Below are 14,277 nucleotides of genomic sequence, written 5' to 3' on the forward strand. Positions count from 1 at the left end.
GTCAGCTCCGCAGCAGCGGGTAGAGTTCCTTGAGCAGCTTGCCGCGGCCGAGCACCAGTTGCCAGCGATGGCCGCCGAGCTGGCGCCACAGGCGGGCCGAGCGGATGCCGGTGAGCAGCAGGGCGCGTACCTTGGCGGCCACCGCCGGTTGTTGCAGGAAGCGCATGTCGCCGTGCACCTGGATGCGCTGGCGGAAGGTGCTGATGGTGTCCTGGTAGAGCGCGCCGCAGGCGGCCACCACGTTGTCGTGGGTCAGGCCGAAGTGCTCGACCTGGTTCTGGATCTGGTCCAGGCGGCTGCCGACCACTTGCAGCAGGTCGTCGCGCTTGGCCAGCTGGCGCTCCAGGCCGAGCAGGGCCAGGGCGTAGCGTAGCGGCTCGCGCTGCAGGCTGGCCGGGTTGCGCTCCAGGGTGCTGACCAGTGCCTTGTAGCCCTCGCGCAGGTTGAGGTCGTCGCCGCCGTAGACCTCCAGGGTGTTCTTCGGATCGCGCACCAGCAGGCTGCCGAGCAGGCAGCCGAGCTGCGCGTCGCTGACCTGGCCGGTGCGGGCCAGTTTGTCCACCAGGCTGGCGGCCTGGAACACGGCGGAGAGGGCGATCAGTTGTTCCTGAACGGGGCTCATGCGCGCGGGGCTCCTTCAGCACAGGGCTCGGCGACCTCGATCACGCCGCCGCCCAGGCAGACCTCGCCGTCGTAGAACACCACGGACTGGCCCGGGGTGACGGCGCGCTGCGGTTCGTCGAAGGTCGCCCGGTAGCCGTGCTCGGTCTTCTCCAGGGTGCAGGCCTGGTCGGCCTGGCGGTAGCGCACCTTGGCGGTGAGGCGGCGCGGGCTGGAGAGGTCGACGGGGTTGACCCAGTAGATATCCGAGGCGAGCAGGGCGCGGGAGAACAGCCAGGGGTGGTCGTTGCCCTGGCCGACGATCAGCACGTTGCGCGCCAGGTCCTTGTGCAGCACGTACCAGGGTTCGTCGCCGGCGTTCTTCAGGCCGCCGATACCCAGGCCCTGGCGCTGGCCGATGGTGTGGTACATCAGGCCGACGTGGCGGCCGATCACCTCGCCTTCGGTGGTCTCGATGTCGCCCGGCTGGGCCGGCAGGTACTGCTTGAGGAAGTCGCTGAAGCGGCGCTCACCGATGAAGCAGATGCCGGTCGAGTCCTTCTTCTTGGCCGTGGCCAGGTCGTACTTCTCGGCGATGGCGCGGACCTGCGGCTTCTCCAGTTCGCCGACCGGGAACAGGGTGCGGCCGATCTGCTCGCCGCCGACGGCGTGCAGGAAGTAGCTCTGGTCCTTGTTCGGGTCGAGGCCCTTGAGCAGCTCGCTGCGGCCGTCCACGTCGCGGCGGCGCACGTAGTGGCCGGTGGCAATCAGGTCGGCGCCGAGCGACAGGGCGTAGTCGAGGAAGGCTTTGAACTTGATCTCGCGGTTGCACAGGATGTCCGGGTTCGGCGTGCGCCCGGCCTTGTATTCGGCGAGGAAGTGCTCGAACACGTTGTCCCAGTATTCCGCCGCAAAGTTCGCGGTGTGCAGCTTGATGCCGATGCGATCGCACACGGCCTGGGCGTCGGCCAGGTCGGCCATGGCGGTGCAGTATTCGGTGCCGTCGTCCTCTTCCCAGTTCTTCATGAACAGGCCTTCCACCTGGTAGCCCTGCTCGAGCAGCAGGAGGGCGGAAACGGAAGAGTCGACGCCGCCGGACATGCCGACGATCACTCGGGTATTGGCTGGTTCGCGCATGGGGACTTGGAGAGGCTGACGGCGGAAAGTGGGCGATTCTATCAGGAGCGGGCGGCGTGGGGCGAATAGGCCGGGCCGCGATCGGCCGGATCGCGGATCAGGCTCAGGTCGTGGCGTGCGCCGGCCAGGTAGTCGTCGATGCAGCGTAGTACCAGCTCGCTGCGCCAGCGTTCGGGCTGGGCAGCCAGTTCCTCGCGGGTCAGCCAGCGCGGGCCGATGATGCCGTCGTCCAGCGGCGAGTCCGGCAGGTGGCGCAATGGCCTGGCGGCGAAGCACACGCGCTGGTAGGTGACGCCGTTGCTCGGCGCGGTATAGAGGTAGATGCCGGTGACGGCGGTCAGCTCCACCTGCCAGCCGGTTTCTTCCAGTGTTTCGCGCAAGGCGGCCTCGATCAGACTTTCGTCGGCTTCCAGATGGCCGGCAGGCTGGTTAAATACCGCCTGGCCGTCGGCCAGTTCCTCGACGAGCAGGAAGCGCCCCCGATCCTCGACGACGGTGGCGACTGTGACATGGGGAGTGAAACGCATTGCAGGGAACCTCTACGATTCGGCGGGTAACAGTCTGCTACGACCAGGATCGAAGCAATCTCGGGCCGAGCTGCTAGGATTGAAAGCGCCCTTGGAGGGCGTTTTGTAGCGTCTCTGTAGTTTGACTACAAGAATGGCGCCTAACCAGGATTCAAGCAGTCTAGGCTGTCGCCGGGCTGTCAGTAAATGGCGAAAAGTGCGTGACTTTCTGTAGAAAAACTACAAGAATGCGGCACCTTTCCGAGACCCAGAAGTATCGTCCGTCGCATTACCCGTGTGGCGGATTGTCAGACCACGAAAACAAACGGAGTCCAGCATGGGATACCAGAAGATCCAGGTGCCTGCGAACGGCGAGAAGATCACCGTCAACGCCGACATGTCCCTGAGTGTGCCGAACAACCCGATCATCCCGTTCATCGAGGGTGACGGCATCGGCGTCGATATCAGCCCGGTAATGATCAAGGTCGTCGACGCCGCCGTCGAGAAGGCCTACGCCGGCCAGCGCAAGATCGCCTGGATGGAGGTCTACGCCGGCGAGAAAGCCACCCAGGTCTACGACCAGGACACCTGGCTGCCGAAGGAAACCCTGGACGCCGTCCGCGACTACGTCGTCTCCATCAAGGGCCCGCTGACCACTCCGGTCGGTGGCGGCATCCGCTCGCTGAACGTGGCCCTGCGCCAGGAGCTGGACCTGTATGTCTGCCAGCGCCCGGTGCGCTGGTTCGAAGGCGTGCCGAGCCCGGTGAAGAAGCCGGGTGACGTGGACATGTGCATCTTCCGCGAGAACTCGGAAGACATCTACGCCGGCGTCGAGTGGAAAGCCGGTTCGCCGGAAGCGATCAAGGTCATCAAGTTCCTCACCGAGGAAATGGGCGTCAAGAAGATCCGCTTCACCGAGAACTGCGGCATCGGCATCAAGCCGGTTTCCCTGGAAGGTACCAAGCGTCTGGTGCGCAAGGCCCTGCAGTACGCCGTGGACAACGATCGCAGCTCCGTGACCATCGTCCACAAGGGCAACATCATGAAGTTCACCGAAGGTGCCTTCAAGGAGTGGGGCTACGAAGTGGCGCGTGACGAGTTCGGCGCCGAGTTGCTGGACGGCGGCCCGTGGATGCAGTTCAAAAACCCGAACACCGGCAAGAACATCGTGGTCAAGGACGCCATCGCCGACGCCATGCTGCAGCAGATCCTGCTGCGTCCGGCCGAGTACGACGTGATCGCCACCCTGAACCTGAACGGTGACTACCTGTCCGACGCCCTGGCGGCCGAGGTGGGTGGTATCGGCATTGCGCCGGGCGCCAACCTGTCCGACACCGTGGCCATGTTCGAAGCCACCCACGGTACCGCGCCGAAGTATGCCGGCCTGGACAAGGTCAACCCGGGCTCGGTCATCCTCTCCGCCGAGATGATGCTGCGCCACATGGGCTGGCTGGAAGCGGCCGACCTGATCATCAAGGGCACCAACGGCGCCATCGCCGCGAAGACCGTGACCTACGACTTCGAGCGTCTGATGGACGGTGCCAAGCTGCTGTCCTGCTCGCAGTTCGGCGACGCCATCATCGCCCACATGTAAGGGCGGGTGGAAAGAGCGGCGGTGGTCCTCGGACTGCCGCCGATCCTTCCCGAAGAGTCCGATGCCGGTTGCCGGCATCGGATTTTTTTATGCCCGACGGAATCCGGGATGGTGCTGAATGCCCAATGAAAAGGCTATGTCCCCGTTAGTTGTTGCGCACCTTGTGGGAGCGGATTTATCCGCGAATTTCGCGGCCAAGGCCGCTCCCACAAAAGAGGGATCGGTACAGCAACACTTAACGGGGACATAGCCAATGAAAACGGCGCCCTGGGGCGCCGTTTTCATTCATCAGCCGCGAGGGATCAGCCCTTGTAGCGCTGCAGCACCAGGGTGGCGTTGGTGCCGCCGAAGCCAAAGCTGTTGCTCATCACGGTGTTCAGCTGCACGTCGCGGGTTTCGCGCTGGATTGGCAGGTCGGCCACGTCCGGGTCTAGCTCCTCGATGTTGGCGGAGCCGGCGATGAAGCCGCCCTGCATCATCAGCAGGCAGTAGATCGCCTCGTGCACGCCAGCGGCGCCCAGCGAGTGGCCAGACAGGCTCTTGGTGGAGCTGATGGCCGGCGCCTTGTCGCCGAACACTTCGCGCACCGCGCGGGCCTCGGCGGTATCGCCGACCGGGGTGGAGGTGCCGTGGGTGTTGAGGTAGTCGATCGGCGCGTCGACGGTGGCCAGGGCCTGCTGCATGCAGCGCACGGCGCCTTCGCCGCTGGGCGCGACCATGTCGTAGCCGTCGCTGGTGGCGCCGTAGCCGACGATCTCGGCATAGATGGTGGCGCCGCGCTTGAGCGCGTGCTCCAGCTCCTCGACCACCACCATGCCGCCGCCGCCGGCGATGACGAAGCCGTCACGCTTGGCGTCGTAGGCACGGGAGGCCTTTTCCGGGGTCTCGTTGTACTGGGTGGAGAGGGCGCCCATGGCGTCGAACAGGCAGCTCTGGCTCCAATGCTCTTCCTCGCCGCCACCGGCGAATACCAGGTCCTGCTTGCCCATCTGGATCTGCTCCATCGCGTGGCCGATGCAGTGGGCGCTGGTGGCGCAGGCGGAGGAGATGGAGTAGTTCACGCCCTTGATCTGGAACGGCGTCGCCAGGCAGGCCGAGACGGTGCTGCCCATGGTGCGCGGCACGCGGTACGGGCCGATGCGCTTGACGCCCTTCTCGCGAAGGATGTCGATGGCTTCCATCTGGTTCAGGGTGGAGGCGCCACCGGAGCCGGCGATCAGGCCGATGCGCGGATTGGAGATTTCCTCCAGGCTCAGGCCGGCATCCTTGATCGCGGCCTCCATCGACAGGTAGGCGTAGGCGGCGGCGTTGCCCATGAAGCGCAGCACCTTGCGGTCGATCAGCGCTTCCAGATCGAGGTCGACGGAGCCGGACACCTGGCTGCGCAGGCCCATTTCGGCGTATTCCGGGTTGAAGCGGATGCCCGCCTTGCCGGCGCGCAGGCTGGCGGAAACGGTGTCCTTGTCATTGCCCAGGCAGGAAACGATGCCCAGGCCGGTGATCACGACGCGACGCATGCGGAAATGTCCTTCAGAAGCTGTCGGTAGAGGTGAACAGGCCGACGCGGAGGCCTTCGGCACTGTAGATTTCGCGACCATCGACGCTGACGCCGCCGTCGGCGATGCCGAGGATCAGCGAGCGGCTGATGGTTCGTTTGATATGGATGGTGTAGGTGAGTTTCTTCGCGGTGGGCAGTACCTGACCGAAGAACTTCACTTCGCCCGAGCCCAGGGCGCGGCCACGGCCGGGGTTGCCCTGCCAGCCGAGGTAGAAGCCGACCAGCTGCCACATGGCGTCGAGGCCCAGGCAGCCCGGCATGACCGGGTCGCCCTCGAAGTGGCAGGCGAAGAACCAGAGATCCGGGTTGATATCGAGTTCGGCGACGATCTCGCCCTTGCCGTATTTGCCGCCGGTGTCGCTGATATGAGCGATGCGATCGATCATCAGCATGTTGGGGGCGGGCAACTGCGCATTGCCCGGGCCAAACAGCTCGCCGCGGCTGCAGGCGAGCAATTCTTCCCGGGAATAGGCGTTTTGCTTGGTCATGCGAACTCCTCAATGGTCCCCCGGACGGGGCTTAAAGCTGTGCCGCTTCTGTTCTTGTGTAGCGGCAGACTAGTCATAGACTGTTGCGTCATGGTGAAAGTCACAGCCCAGTGTGTACACCTGTATACCGGCATAACTTGTCACAGATCATGACCGCGGGTGCAAAAAGTCTAGTCCTCCTGATGCGGCTGGTTGCGCCGGATCAGCCAGCGCGTCAGGGCGCGCTCCAGATCGGCGCGTTTGAAGGGCTTGGCCAGGTAGTCGTTCATGCCCGCCTGGAGGCAGGCTTCGCGGTCGCCCTGCAGCGCGTTGGCGGTGAGGGCGATGATCGGTGTGTTGCAGTGCGGCGACTGGCGGCGGATCTGCCGGGTCGCCTCGTAGCCATCCATGATCGGCAGGCGGCAATCCATCAGCACCGCGACGAAACGCTGGGGGTCGAAGCGCTGCACGGCCTGGGCGCCATCGCCGACCAACTCTACCCGGTAGCCCAGGCTGCGTAGCATGGCCTCGATCACGGTCTGATTGACCGGATTGTCTTCCACCAGCAGCACCTCCAGGCCTTCGCCGGAGCTGTCGTCGCTCTGTATCCGCGGCGTTTCGAGAGTGCTGCGCATGTTGAAGGGCAGGGGAATCTCGAGGGTGAATACCGAGCCGATGCCTTCCTCGCTGCTGGCGTGAAGGGTGCCGCCCATGCGCTCGGCCAGGGTGCGGGCGATCGACAGGCCCAGCCCGGTTCCGCCGTAGCGGCGGGAAATCGAACTGTCGGCCTGCTGGAAGGCATCGAACATGTGCTCCAGACGCTGCGGGGCGATGCCGATACCGCTGTCGCGCACCGCGCAGGTGAACCAGAGGATGTCGTTGTCCAGCGGCTGCCAGTGGGTCTCGATGCGGATGCCACCTTCCTCGGTGAACTTCAGCGCATTGCCGAGCAGGTTGACCAGGATCTGGCGGATACGGGTGGGGTCGCCCTGGACCTCGAATGCCTCCAGGCCCGGCGGCTTCTCCAGGCGCAGGTAGAGGCCGCGTTGCTGGGCGCTGTGCTGGAAGACCTGGATCGAGTCCTGCAGCAGTTCCTTGAGGTTGAACGGGATGCGCTCCAGTTCGAGAGCGCCGCGCTCGATCCGGGAGAAGTCGAGAATGTCGTTGATGACCTTGAGCAGGTGTTCGGTGGATTCGATGGCCAGCGCCGCGTATTCCGCTTGCTCGTGGTTCATCTCGGTGGTTTCCAGCAACTGCAGCATGCCCAGCACGCCGTTCATCGGCGTGCGCAGTTCGTGACTCATCATCGCCAGGAAGTCCGACTTGGCGCGGTTGGCCTGCTCGGCTTCCTCGCGGGCCTGGATCAGCTGCTGCATGGCCTCGCGCTGCTCGCGGCTGGCGCTTTCCAGTTCCTCGGCGAGGTTGTTGATATGCCGGGCGAGGCCGCCCAGTTCGCTGGTGTCGGTCTCCGGTAGAGTGGTTCGGTAGTCGCCGGCCTTGATCGCCTCCACCGCCTTGCCCATCTCGCTGATCGGCTGGGACAGGCGCCGGGCCAGCTGGCGGGCGAGGAAGAAGGTCAGCAGCAGCGCGAACAGCGCCAGTATCGTGGCCTTGAGCAGAATCGCCTGCTGGCGGCTGGTGAAGGTCTCGTCGGACATGCCGACCACCACCCGACCCAGGTATTCGTCGGCGCCCGAGGCTTTCTCCCGGCGGACGGAGGCGTGGAAGATGTCCACCTGCGAGGCGGCCGGGTCCTTGTGCTGTTCGACGTAGACCAGAATGGTCTCGGCCTTGTCGCGCACTTCCAGGAAGCGGACGCTGGGCGTCTGCAGGGTGGCGCGCAGCAGGCTTTCCAGGGCCTGGGTGTCGCCGGCGGCGACGCCATGCACCACGGCCGGTGCCAACTGGTTGGCCATCAGCTGGCCGGACTGGTTGATCTCCTGGCGCAGGTCTTCCAGGCGCGAATAGGTGAAGAAGCCGGTCAGCAACAGAGTGAGCAGCAGCGCCGGGCCTACGCTGATCAGCTGGGTACGGGTATGGATGTCCCAGTTCCAGCCGAACATCAGCGGGTTTCGCTCTCTGGCCGGCGGGACAGCGGGGAGCGCGCGGCCAGGCATTGCGGGAGTTGCGGATGGCAGAACGGAACGGTGTGCACGGAACGGCCTTGTTCTCTGGCAGGACAGCCGCATGTTAACCGAGAAGCCAGGCTTTGCCAGCGCTTGCTGTGGCGTGGGACTGGCCGGTCGGCCGAGGCTCCATGATAATGAGGCATCCGCCATCGACAGATGGCCCGCTGTGGAATTCCTATGACCGAGCAACAACCCGTTGCAGTACTGGGCGGCGGCAGCTTCGGCACCGCCATTGCCAACCTCCTGGCCGCCAACGGCCAGCGCGTCCTGCAGTGGATGCGCGACCCCGAACAGGCCGAGGCCATGCGCACCCGGCGCGAGAACCCGCGATACCTGAAGGGCATCAAGCTGTTGCCCGGTGTCGAGCCGGTGACCGACCTGCCGACCACCCTGGCCGCCTGCGAGCTGGTGTTCGTCGCGATTCCCTCGTCGGCCCTGCGCAACGTGCTGCAGCCGGTGGCCGGCACTCTGGCCGGCAAGCTGCTGGTGAGCACCACCAAGGGCATCGAGGCCGACGGCTTCAAGCTGATGAGCCAGATTCTCGCCGAGGTGGCGCCCCAGGCGCGCATCGGAGTGTTGTCCGGGCCGAACCTGGCGCGTGAGATCGCCGAGCACGCGCTGACCGCCACGGTGATCGCCAGTGAGGACGAGGAACTCTGCCAGCGCGTGCAGGACGCGCTGCACGGTCGCACCTTCCGCGTCTACGCCAGCCGCGACAGCTTCGGCGTGGAGCTGGGCGGTGCCCTGAAGAACGTCTACGCCATCATCGCCGGCATGGCTGCCGCCCTGGGCATGGGCGAGAACACCAAGAGCATGCTGATCACCCGTGCGCTGGCGGAAATGACCCGCTTCGCCGTCACCCTCGGCGCCAATCCCATGACCTTCCTCGGCCTGGCCGGGGTCGGCGACCTGATCGTCACCTGTTCCTCGCCCAAGAGCCGCAACTACCAGGTGGGGCATGCCCTGGGCGAGGGCCTGTCGCTGGAGGACGCGGTGGCGCGCCTGGGCGAGGTGGCCGAGGGCGTCAATACCCTCAAAGTCTTGAAGAACAAGGCGGAGGAGTTGCAGGTCTACATGCCGTTGGTCGCCGGTCTGCATGCCATCCTGTTCGAGGGGCGCACCCTGGAGCAGGTGATCCAGGGGCTGATGCGCGGCGAGCCCAAGACGGATGTGGACTTCATTTCACCCAGCGGTTTCTGATCTAACGGATTCTGAGAAAGGAGAGCACCATGAGCGAACCGAGCAAGGAACTTGAGCGCGAATCCATCGCCCTGCGGATTCTGTGGATGGTGATCTTCACCATCGTCTGGCAACTGGCCGAGATCGTGCTCGGTGGCGTGGTCCTGCTGCAGCTGGGCTACCGCCTGTTCTACGGCGCGCCCAACAGCGGGCTGCAGTCGTTCGGCGACAGCCTGAGCCAGTACCTGCAGCAGATCGGCCGCTTCGGCACCTTCAACACCGAGGAGAAGCCCTGGCCCTTCGCCGACTGGCCGACCCCGCGTGCGCCGGAAGACAACGAGCCGCACTCCATCCCGCCGGCACCGCACCCGGTACGCGACGAAGAACCCAAGCTGTGACCCTCTGGCTGCTGCGCCACGGCGAGGCCGAACCGCGTGCGCGCAGCGACGCGGAGCGCGCCCTCACCGAGCGCGGCCGCAAGGAAGTGCGCAGAAGCGCCGAGCATCTGCGGGGGCGGCCTCTGCAGCACATCCTGGTCAGCCCCTACCTGCGTGCCCGGCAGACCGCCGAGATCGTGCGCGAGACCCTCGGCTTGGCGCTGCCGTTGATCACGGCGGACTGGGCTACGCCCGACGATCCGCCGCGCGCGGCCGCCAGCCATCTGGACGACTATCCCGGCGAATGCCTGCTGGTCAGCCACAACCCTTTGCTCGGCAGTCTCTCCGGCCTGCTGATCCACGGCCATCTGCAGCAGCCCCTGGGCCTGCACACCGCCAGCCTGGTGGTGCTCGAGGGCGATGTCGTCCCCGGCCTGATGCAGCTTTCCGCCCTTCATCACCCCTGATGCGTATCCGTTGACGCCGCCCCGGCCTCGGGGCGGCGGTGCGCTCCTGTAACATTTCTTCACTTGCGACGCCTCCTGACGCGTGGAATATTCAACCAAGCAAGTGCTTGGTTGCTCCCTGTGACAAAAACAAAAAACAAGGAGGCCCCGTGGCCAGTGCAGTCCGTTTGCCGCTCGAGGTGTTTTTCGAGCGTGAGTCGCGTCACCCGAACAAGACCTACCTGATCCAGCCGCTGGGCGGCGGGCAGCTGGAGCAGCTCACCTGGGCCGAGGTCGGCGAGCAGGCGCGGCGCACCGCCAGCTGGCTGCGCAGCCTGGAGCTGGAGCCGGGCAGCAGGATCGCGATCATCTCGAAGAACTGTGCCCACTGGATCGTCACCGACCTGGCCATCTGGATGGCGGGGCACGTCTCGGTGCCGCTCTATCCCAACCTCACCGCGGAGTCGGTGCGCCAGGTGCTGGAGCACGCCGAGGCCCGGGTCGCCTTCATCGGCAAGCTGGACGACTGGCCGGCCATGGCCCCCGGCGTGCCGGAGAGCGTGACCACCGTGGCGCTGCCGCTGCACGCCGACGGCAGCTTCGACCGGCTGTGGAGCGACCTGCAGTCCTGCTTGCCGATCCAGGACACGCCACGCAACCATCCCGATCATCTCGCCACCATCATCTATACCTCCGGCACCACCGGCATGCCCAAGGGCGTGATGCACAACTTCGGCAATTTCGGCTTCACCGCCGGCCACGCCACGGAGCTGTTCGGTGTCAACGAGAGCGACCGCGCCTTGTCCTACCTGCCGCTGTGCCACGTGGCCGAGCGAATGTTCGTCGAGCTCAACTCCCTGTACAGCGGCATGACCGTGTTCTTCGCCGAGAGCCTGGATACCTTCGTCGACGACCTGCGCCGTGCCCGGCCCACGGTGTTCTTCGGCGTGCCGCGGATCTGGACCAAGTTCCAGATGGGCGTGTACGCGCAGATGCCGGCAAAGAAGCTGGATTTCCTCCTGTCCATCCCGCTGCTCGGCCGCCTGGTCGGGCGCAAGGTGCTCCGTGGCCTGGGACTGGACGCCGTGCGCTACGCGCTGTCCGGCGCCGCGCCGGTGCCGGATGCGCTGCTGGCCTGGTACCGCCGCCTGGGGCTGGAGCTGCAGGAGGTCTACGGCATGACGGAAAACTGCGGCTACTCCCACGTCTGCCGCCCCGGCCGCTTCAAGAAGGGCTGGATCGGCCAGAACAACCCCGGTGTCGAGGTCCGTATCAGCGAGGAGGGCGAGGTGCTGGTGCGCAGTGGCTCGACCATGCAGGGCTACTACAAGGAGCCGGGCAAGACCGCCGAGGCGATGACCGAGGACGGCTTCCTGCGCACCGGCGACAAGGGTGAGCAGGACGCCGAGGGCAACCTGCGCCTGACCGGGCGGATCAAGGAAATCTTCAAGACCAGCAAGGGCAAGTACGTGGCGCCGGCGCCGATCGAGAACCGCCTGGCCGTGCACACCCACATCGAGCAGGTCTGCGTGGTGGGCGACGGCCTGCCGCAGCCGCTGGCGTTGTGCGTGCTGTCCGAGGTGGCACGGAGGGAGTCGCGCGAGCAGCTGGAGAGCAGCCTGCGGCGTCTGCTGGCGGAAACCAACCAGGTACTGGACAAGCATGAGCAGCTCAACGGGCTGGTGCTGGTGCCGGAGGTCTGGGCGGTGGACAACGGCTTCCTGACCCCGACCCTGAAAATCAAGCGGGCGTCGGTGGAAAACGCCTACGGCGCGCACTTCGACACCTGGGGCCAGGGCCGCGGCGAAGTGGTCTGGCATCGCTAGCCGGCCGGGTTTTCACCGAACCGGCTGCACGAGCGGGAGCCCCTAGGGGCTCCCGTTGCGTTACGGGCGGAACACCTCGTCGAGCAGTTGCCGCATATCGGCCCAGGAGCGCTCGTCGGCCTCCTTCTGGTAGCCGAGGTCGAGGCCGTGGCCCTTGTGCGCGTCGGCGTCCGGGTTGCTGAAGCCGTGCTTGGCGCCGGGCAGCTCGACGAAGCGGTAGTCGGCGCCGGCCTTGTCCATCTCGGCCTTGAAGTCGGCGACCTGCTGCGGCGTGATGAAGCTGTCGGCGGCGCCGTGTTCCACCAGCACCCTGGCCTTGACGCTGCCCGGCGTGGCCGGGGTATCGGTGACCAGCGCGCCGTGGAAGCTCACCACCGCCGCCAACGGCATGCCCTGGCGGGCCATGTCCAGCACGATCCGGCCTCCGAAGCAGTAGCCGATCGCGGCCAGGCGCTGCGCGTCGGTCTGCGGCTGGGCCTTGAGCAGTTCGAGGCCGGCCTGGAAACGCGCCCTCGGCGTCTGCGGGTCGGCCATCACCGCCTTCATGAAGGCGCCGGCGTCCTCCGGGTGCTGGGTGTTTTTGCCTTCGCCGTACATGTCGACGGCCAGGGCGCTGTAGCCGAGTGCGGCGAGGTCGCGGGCGCGGCGCTTGGCGTAGTCGTTCAGCCCCCACCATTCATGCACCACGATGACCCCGGGGCGCGGGCCTTCGATGGCGTCGTCCCAGGCGTGGTAGCCGATCAGCCGGGTGCCGTCGGCGGTGGTGTAGGGCATCTCGCGGATCTGCACCTCGGCGAGGGCGAGGGGGCTGCACAACAGCAGGGCAAGCAATAGATGACGCATGACAAATCTCCTGGCGGGTGATGGAGGGTCGAGGCAGCTTAGCGGCCCGCGTCCGAAATGGCCCGCAGCTGGTTGATCGCTTCCGCTTCCACGCAGCCCTGGTCATCGCCTTCCACGAAGGCCGCGCAACTCGCCGTGGCGCTGCGGTATACCGCGATCACGCTGCCCGGACCGCCACCGGTGTGCCCGTGTGTGTACAGCCCGCACGTCGTCGGCCCCTGCATCAGGCCCAGGCCGTAGCCGGGCGCGGCCCAGGGGCGGCCCGGCAGAGGTCCGCCAAGCAGGTGCGGCGTTTGCATCTCGTCGAGCAGACGGGGCGGGAGATAGTCGCCACCCAGCAGGCGATCCAGCAGCAGGGCTGCCTGATCCAGTGGGCCGACCAGCAGGCCATGGTAGACCCAGGCCGGGTCGTAGCCGGCGGGCGCTCCCGCGCTCCAGTCGGCCCGCGTGCGTGCCAGGCGCGCACGAGACACGTCCAGCGGCGCCAGCACGCGCCGGCTCAGCGCTTCGTCCAGCGGGAGATCGGTCAGCCGTTCGATCAGCCGGGCGACATACAGATAGCCGACATTCGAGTAGCGCCATCCGGCTCCCGGCGTGTAGCGCAACCGAGTGGCGTCCAGGCGGTGCAGCATCTCCTCGGTCGGCCAGGGTGTTTCCTGTCGCGCGACGGCGGTGCGGTAGTCGGCGAGTTCGCCATAGTCCGCCAGGCCCGCCTCGTGGCGCAGCAGCTGGCGTAGGGTGAAGGGGCCTTCGGCCACCTGGTCGTCCAGCGCGACCAGGCCGTCCCGCACCAGCGACAGGGCGGCGGCCGAGAGCACGGTCTTGCCGAAGCTCCACCAGGGCAGAAGCTCGTCGGACGGGGCGGGCGTCAGCAGGGAGCCGTTGCGAACCAGGCAGAAACGCATCGTTCGACCCCGAGCCTCAAGGTGCCGGCGGTTTGTTCGGGCCCGGCGGGGTGATGCCCATCGAGACGTAGATGCTGGTGAACCGATCCATGCCCATGTCCGCCGGCTTGACCCATTCCACGGGCACGTAGAGCAGGCCGCCGCCCACCGGCACCGGTGCGGTGGGCACCAGGATGGCGAAATAGGCGCGGCCGTCGATCTCGACCGGCTGCGGGTTGGGCAGCAGCGCCAGCACGGCCGTGCCGTCGCCGCCGAAGAAGCACCAGACCGGGCTCATCGCCCCGACGTCGGCGTTTTCCTGCTGGTCGAGCAGGCCGACGAAGCGGTCGGCCAGGCCGTACAGGTTGCCGAGCAGGGGGATGCGCCGCAGGGTGCGGTCGAACAGGCGCTGCAGCGGGCCCTTCAGGCCGAGCTGGACGGCCAGGCCGAGCGGGTAGAGTGCCACCACCAGCGCGACGGTGCCGAGCAGCCAGGCCAGTTCCTGGCTGCTGACGAAGGGCTGGCCGAGCCCGGCGAACAGCTTGCCGACGGTGCTGGAGGGGCCGATCAGGCGGTTGAGCAGGCTCACCACCCAGCCCAGCAGGGCCAACGACAGGGCCAGCGGCAACAGGGCGAGCAGGCCGGCCAGCCAGGTGGCGAAAAGGGAGTGGAAGCTGCGTTTGAACATGGCGTGGGTCCGTGGCGAGGGCGCCCCAAGGCTAACAAGTCCC

The 14,277-nt window shown here is 66.4% G+C and carries 14 protein-coding genes; 5 read left to right on the forward strand and 9 right to left on the reverse strand.

The features are described 5' to 3' along the window. Nucleotide 1 precedes the first annotated feature (1 nt). From hflD to N7640_RS18690, 3 genes are read right to left on the reverse strand one after another with little or no spacing between them, the layout of a single operon-like run. A complete protein-coding gene (gene hflD, locus N7640_RS18680) occupies nucleotides 2-622 on the reverse strand; it encodes a high frequency lysogenization protein HflD (RefSeq protein WP_279902037.1) in 621 nt (206 codons plus the stop codon). Further along, entirely contained in the window at nucleotides 619-1,737 is a 1,119-nt protein-coding gene (gene mnmA / locus N7640_RS18685) for a tRNA 2-thiouridine(34) synthase MnmA (RefSeq protein ID WP_279902035.1), read from the reverse strand. The genes hflD and mnmA overlap by 4 nt, the downstream gene beginning before the upstream one ends. Nucleotides 1,738-1,778: 41 nt before the next feature. Next, nucleotides 1,779-2,264: an NUDIX hydrolase gene (locus tag N7640_RS18690; RefSeq protein ID WP_220813159.1), complete on the reverse strand. Its 486-nt coding sequence runs from the start codon at nucleotides 2,262-2,264 to the stop codon at nucleotides 1,779-1,781. A gap of 316 nt (nucleotides 2,265-2,580) precedes the next feature. On the opposite strand from N7640_RS18690, the gene icd reads away from it, so the two are divergent. Beyond that, nucleotides 2,581-3,837: an NADP-dependent isocitrate dehydrogenase gene (gene icd / locus N7640_RS18695; protein WP_220813158.1), complete on the forward strand. Its 1,257-nt coding sequence runs from the start codon at nucleotides 2,581-2,583 to the stop codon at nucleotides 3,835-3,837. Nucleotides 3,838-4,139: 302 nt separating this feature from the next. Here the strand turns inward: icd and fabB are convergent, their stop codons facing one another. From fabB to N7640_RS18710, 3 genes are all read right to left on the reverse strand, one after another. Beyond that, entirely contained in the window at nucleotides 4,140-5,354 is a 1,215-nt protein-coding gene (fabB, locus tag N7640_RS18700) for a beta-ketoacyl-ACP synthase I (protein WP_279902033.1), read from the reverse strand. 13 nt (nucleotides 5,355-5,367) lie between these two features. Next, entirely contained in the window at nucleotides 5,368-5,883 is a 516-nt protein-coding gene (fabA, locus tag N7640_RS18705; RefSeq protein WP_279902032.1) for a 3-hydroxyacyl-[acyl-carrier-protein] dehydratase FabA, read from the reverse strand. 170 nt (nucleotides 5,884-6,053) lie between these two features. Then, nucleotides 6,054-7,925 (reverse strand): ATP-binding protein, encoded by a 1,872-nt coding sequence (locus tag N7640_RS18710; RefSeq protein WP_220813155.1) that lies wholly within the window; start codon nucleotides 7,923-7,925, stop codon nucleotides 6,054-6,056. Between the two features lie 243 nt (nucleotides 7,926-8,168). Here N7640_RS18710 and N7640_RS18715 point away from each other — a divergent pair, with 243 nt between their 5' ends. The 4 genes from N7640_RS18715 to N7640_RS18730 all read left to right on the forward strand — a co-directional run bounded on the left by N7640_RS18715 (nucleotide 8,169) and on the right by N7640_RS18730 (nucleotide 11,819). Then, complete coding sequence (locus N7640_RS18715) at nucleotides 8,169-9,191, forward strand: NAD(P)H-dependent glycerol-3-phosphate dehydrogenase (RefSeq protein ID WP_279902031.1); 1,023 nt, start codon at nucleotides 8,169-8,171, stop codon at nucleotides 9,189-9,191. A gap of 29 nt (nucleotides 9,192-9,220) precedes the next feature. Next, entirely contained in the window at nucleotides 9,221-9,568 is a 348-nt protein-coding gene (locus tag N7640_RS18720; protein ID WP_220813153.1) for a DUF4389 domain-containing protein, read from the forward strand. Then, nucleotides 9,565-10,014, forward strand: a complete 450-nt coding sequence (gene sixA, locus N7640_RS18725) for a phosphohistidine phosphatase SixA (RefSeq protein WP_279902030.1) — start codon at nucleotides 9,565-9,567, stop codon at nucleotides 10,012-10,014. The genes N7640_RS18720 and sixA overlap by 4 nt, the downstream gene beginning before the upstream one ends. A gap of 149 nt (nucleotides 10,015-10,163) precedes the next feature. Then, complete coding sequence (locus tag N7640_RS18730; protein ID WP_279902029.1) at nucleotides 10,164-11,819, forward strand: AMP-binding protein; 1,656 nt, start codon at nucleotides 10,164-10,166, stop codon at nucleotides 11,817-11,819. Nucleotides 11,820-11,879: 60 nt separating this feature from the next. Here N7640_RS18730 and N7640_RS18735 read toward each other — a convergent pair whose 3' ends face one another. The 3 genes from N7640_RS18735 to N7640_RS18745 are packed head-to-tail and all read right to left on the reverse strand — an operon-like array spanning nucleotide 11,880 to nucleotide 14,234. Then, a complete protein-coding gene (locus N7640_RS18735) occupies nucleotides 11,880-12,662 on the reverse strand; it encodes a dienelactone hydrolase family protein (RefSeq protein WP_279902028.1) in 783 nt (260 codons plus the stop codon). 38 nt (nucleotides 12,663-12,700) lie between these two features. Beyond that, entirely contained in the window at nucleotides 12,701-13,567 is an 867-nt protein-coding gene (locus tag N7640_RS18740) for a serine hydrolase (RefSeq protein ID WP_279902026.1), read from the reverse strand. Between the two features lie 16 nt (nucleotides 13,568-13,583). After that, the gene (locus N7640_RS18745; RefSeq protein ID WP_220813148.1) at nucleotides 13,584-14,234 is read right to left on the reverse strand and encodes a DUF502 domain-containing protein; all 651 of its coding nucleotides are present in this window, start codon (nucleotides 14,232-14,234) and stop codon (nucleotides 13,584-13,586) included. Nucleotides 14,235-14,277: the final 43 nt, after the last annotated feature.

This window comes from Pseudomonas sp. GD04015 (assembly GCF_029837675.1).
GTDB lineage: Bacteria > Pseudomonadota > Gammaproteobacteria > Pseudomonadales > Pseudomonadaceae > Aquipseudomonas > Aquipseudomonas paralcaligenes.

Excerpts from the sequence above, each read along its gene's own strand:
- N7640_RS18740 (WP_279902026.1), bottom strand. The coding sequence starts at position 13,567 with ATGCGTTTCTGCCTGGTTCGCAACGGCTCCCTGCTGACGCCCGCCCCG.
- N7640_RS18720 (WP_220813153.1), top strand. The coding sequence starts at position 9,221 with ATGAGCGAACCGAGCAAGGAACTTGAGCGCGAATCCATCGCCCTGCGG.
- N7640_RS18735 (WP_279902028.1), bottom strand. The coding sequence starts at position 12,662 with ATGCGTCATCTATTGCTTGCCCTGCTGTTGTGCAGCCCCCTCGCCCTC.
- N7640_RS18710 (WP_220813155.1), bottom strand. The coding sequence starts at position 7,925 with ATGTTCGGCTGGAACTGGGACATCCATACCCGTACCCAGCTGATCAGC.
- N7640_RS18690 (WP_220813159.1), bottom strand. The coding sequence starts at position 2,264 with ATGCGTTTCACTCCCCATGTCACAGTCGCCACCGTCGTCGAGGATCGG.
- mnmA (WP_279902035.1), bottom strand. The coding sequence starts at position 1,737 with ATGCGCGAACCAGCCAATACCCGAGTGATCGTCGGCATGTCCGGCGGC.
- hflD (WP_279902037.1), bottom strand. The coding sequence starts at position 622 with ATGAGCCCCGTTCAGGAACAACTGATCGCCCTCTCCGCCGTGTTCCAG.
- N7640_RS18745 (WP_220813148.1), bottom strand. The coding sequence starts at position 14,234 with ATGTTCAAACGCAGCTTCCACTCCCTTTTCGCCACCTGGCTGGCCGGC.
- fabB (WP_279902033.1), bottom strand. The coding sequence starts at position 5,354 with ATGCGTCGCGTCGTGATCACCGGCCTGGGCATCGTTTCCTGCCTGGGC.
- icd (WP_220813158.1), top strand. The coding sequence starts at position 2,581 with ATGGGATACCAGAAGATCCAGGTGCCTGCGAACGGCGAGAAGATCACC.
- fabA (WP_279902032.1), bottom strand. The coding sequence starts at position 5,883 with ATGACCAAGCAAAACGCCTATTCCCGGGAAGAATTGCTCGCCTGCAGC.
- N7640_RS18715 (WP_279902031.1), top strand. The coding sequence starts at position 8,169 with ATGACCGAGCAACAACCCGTTGCAGTACTGGGCGGCGGCAGCTTCGGC.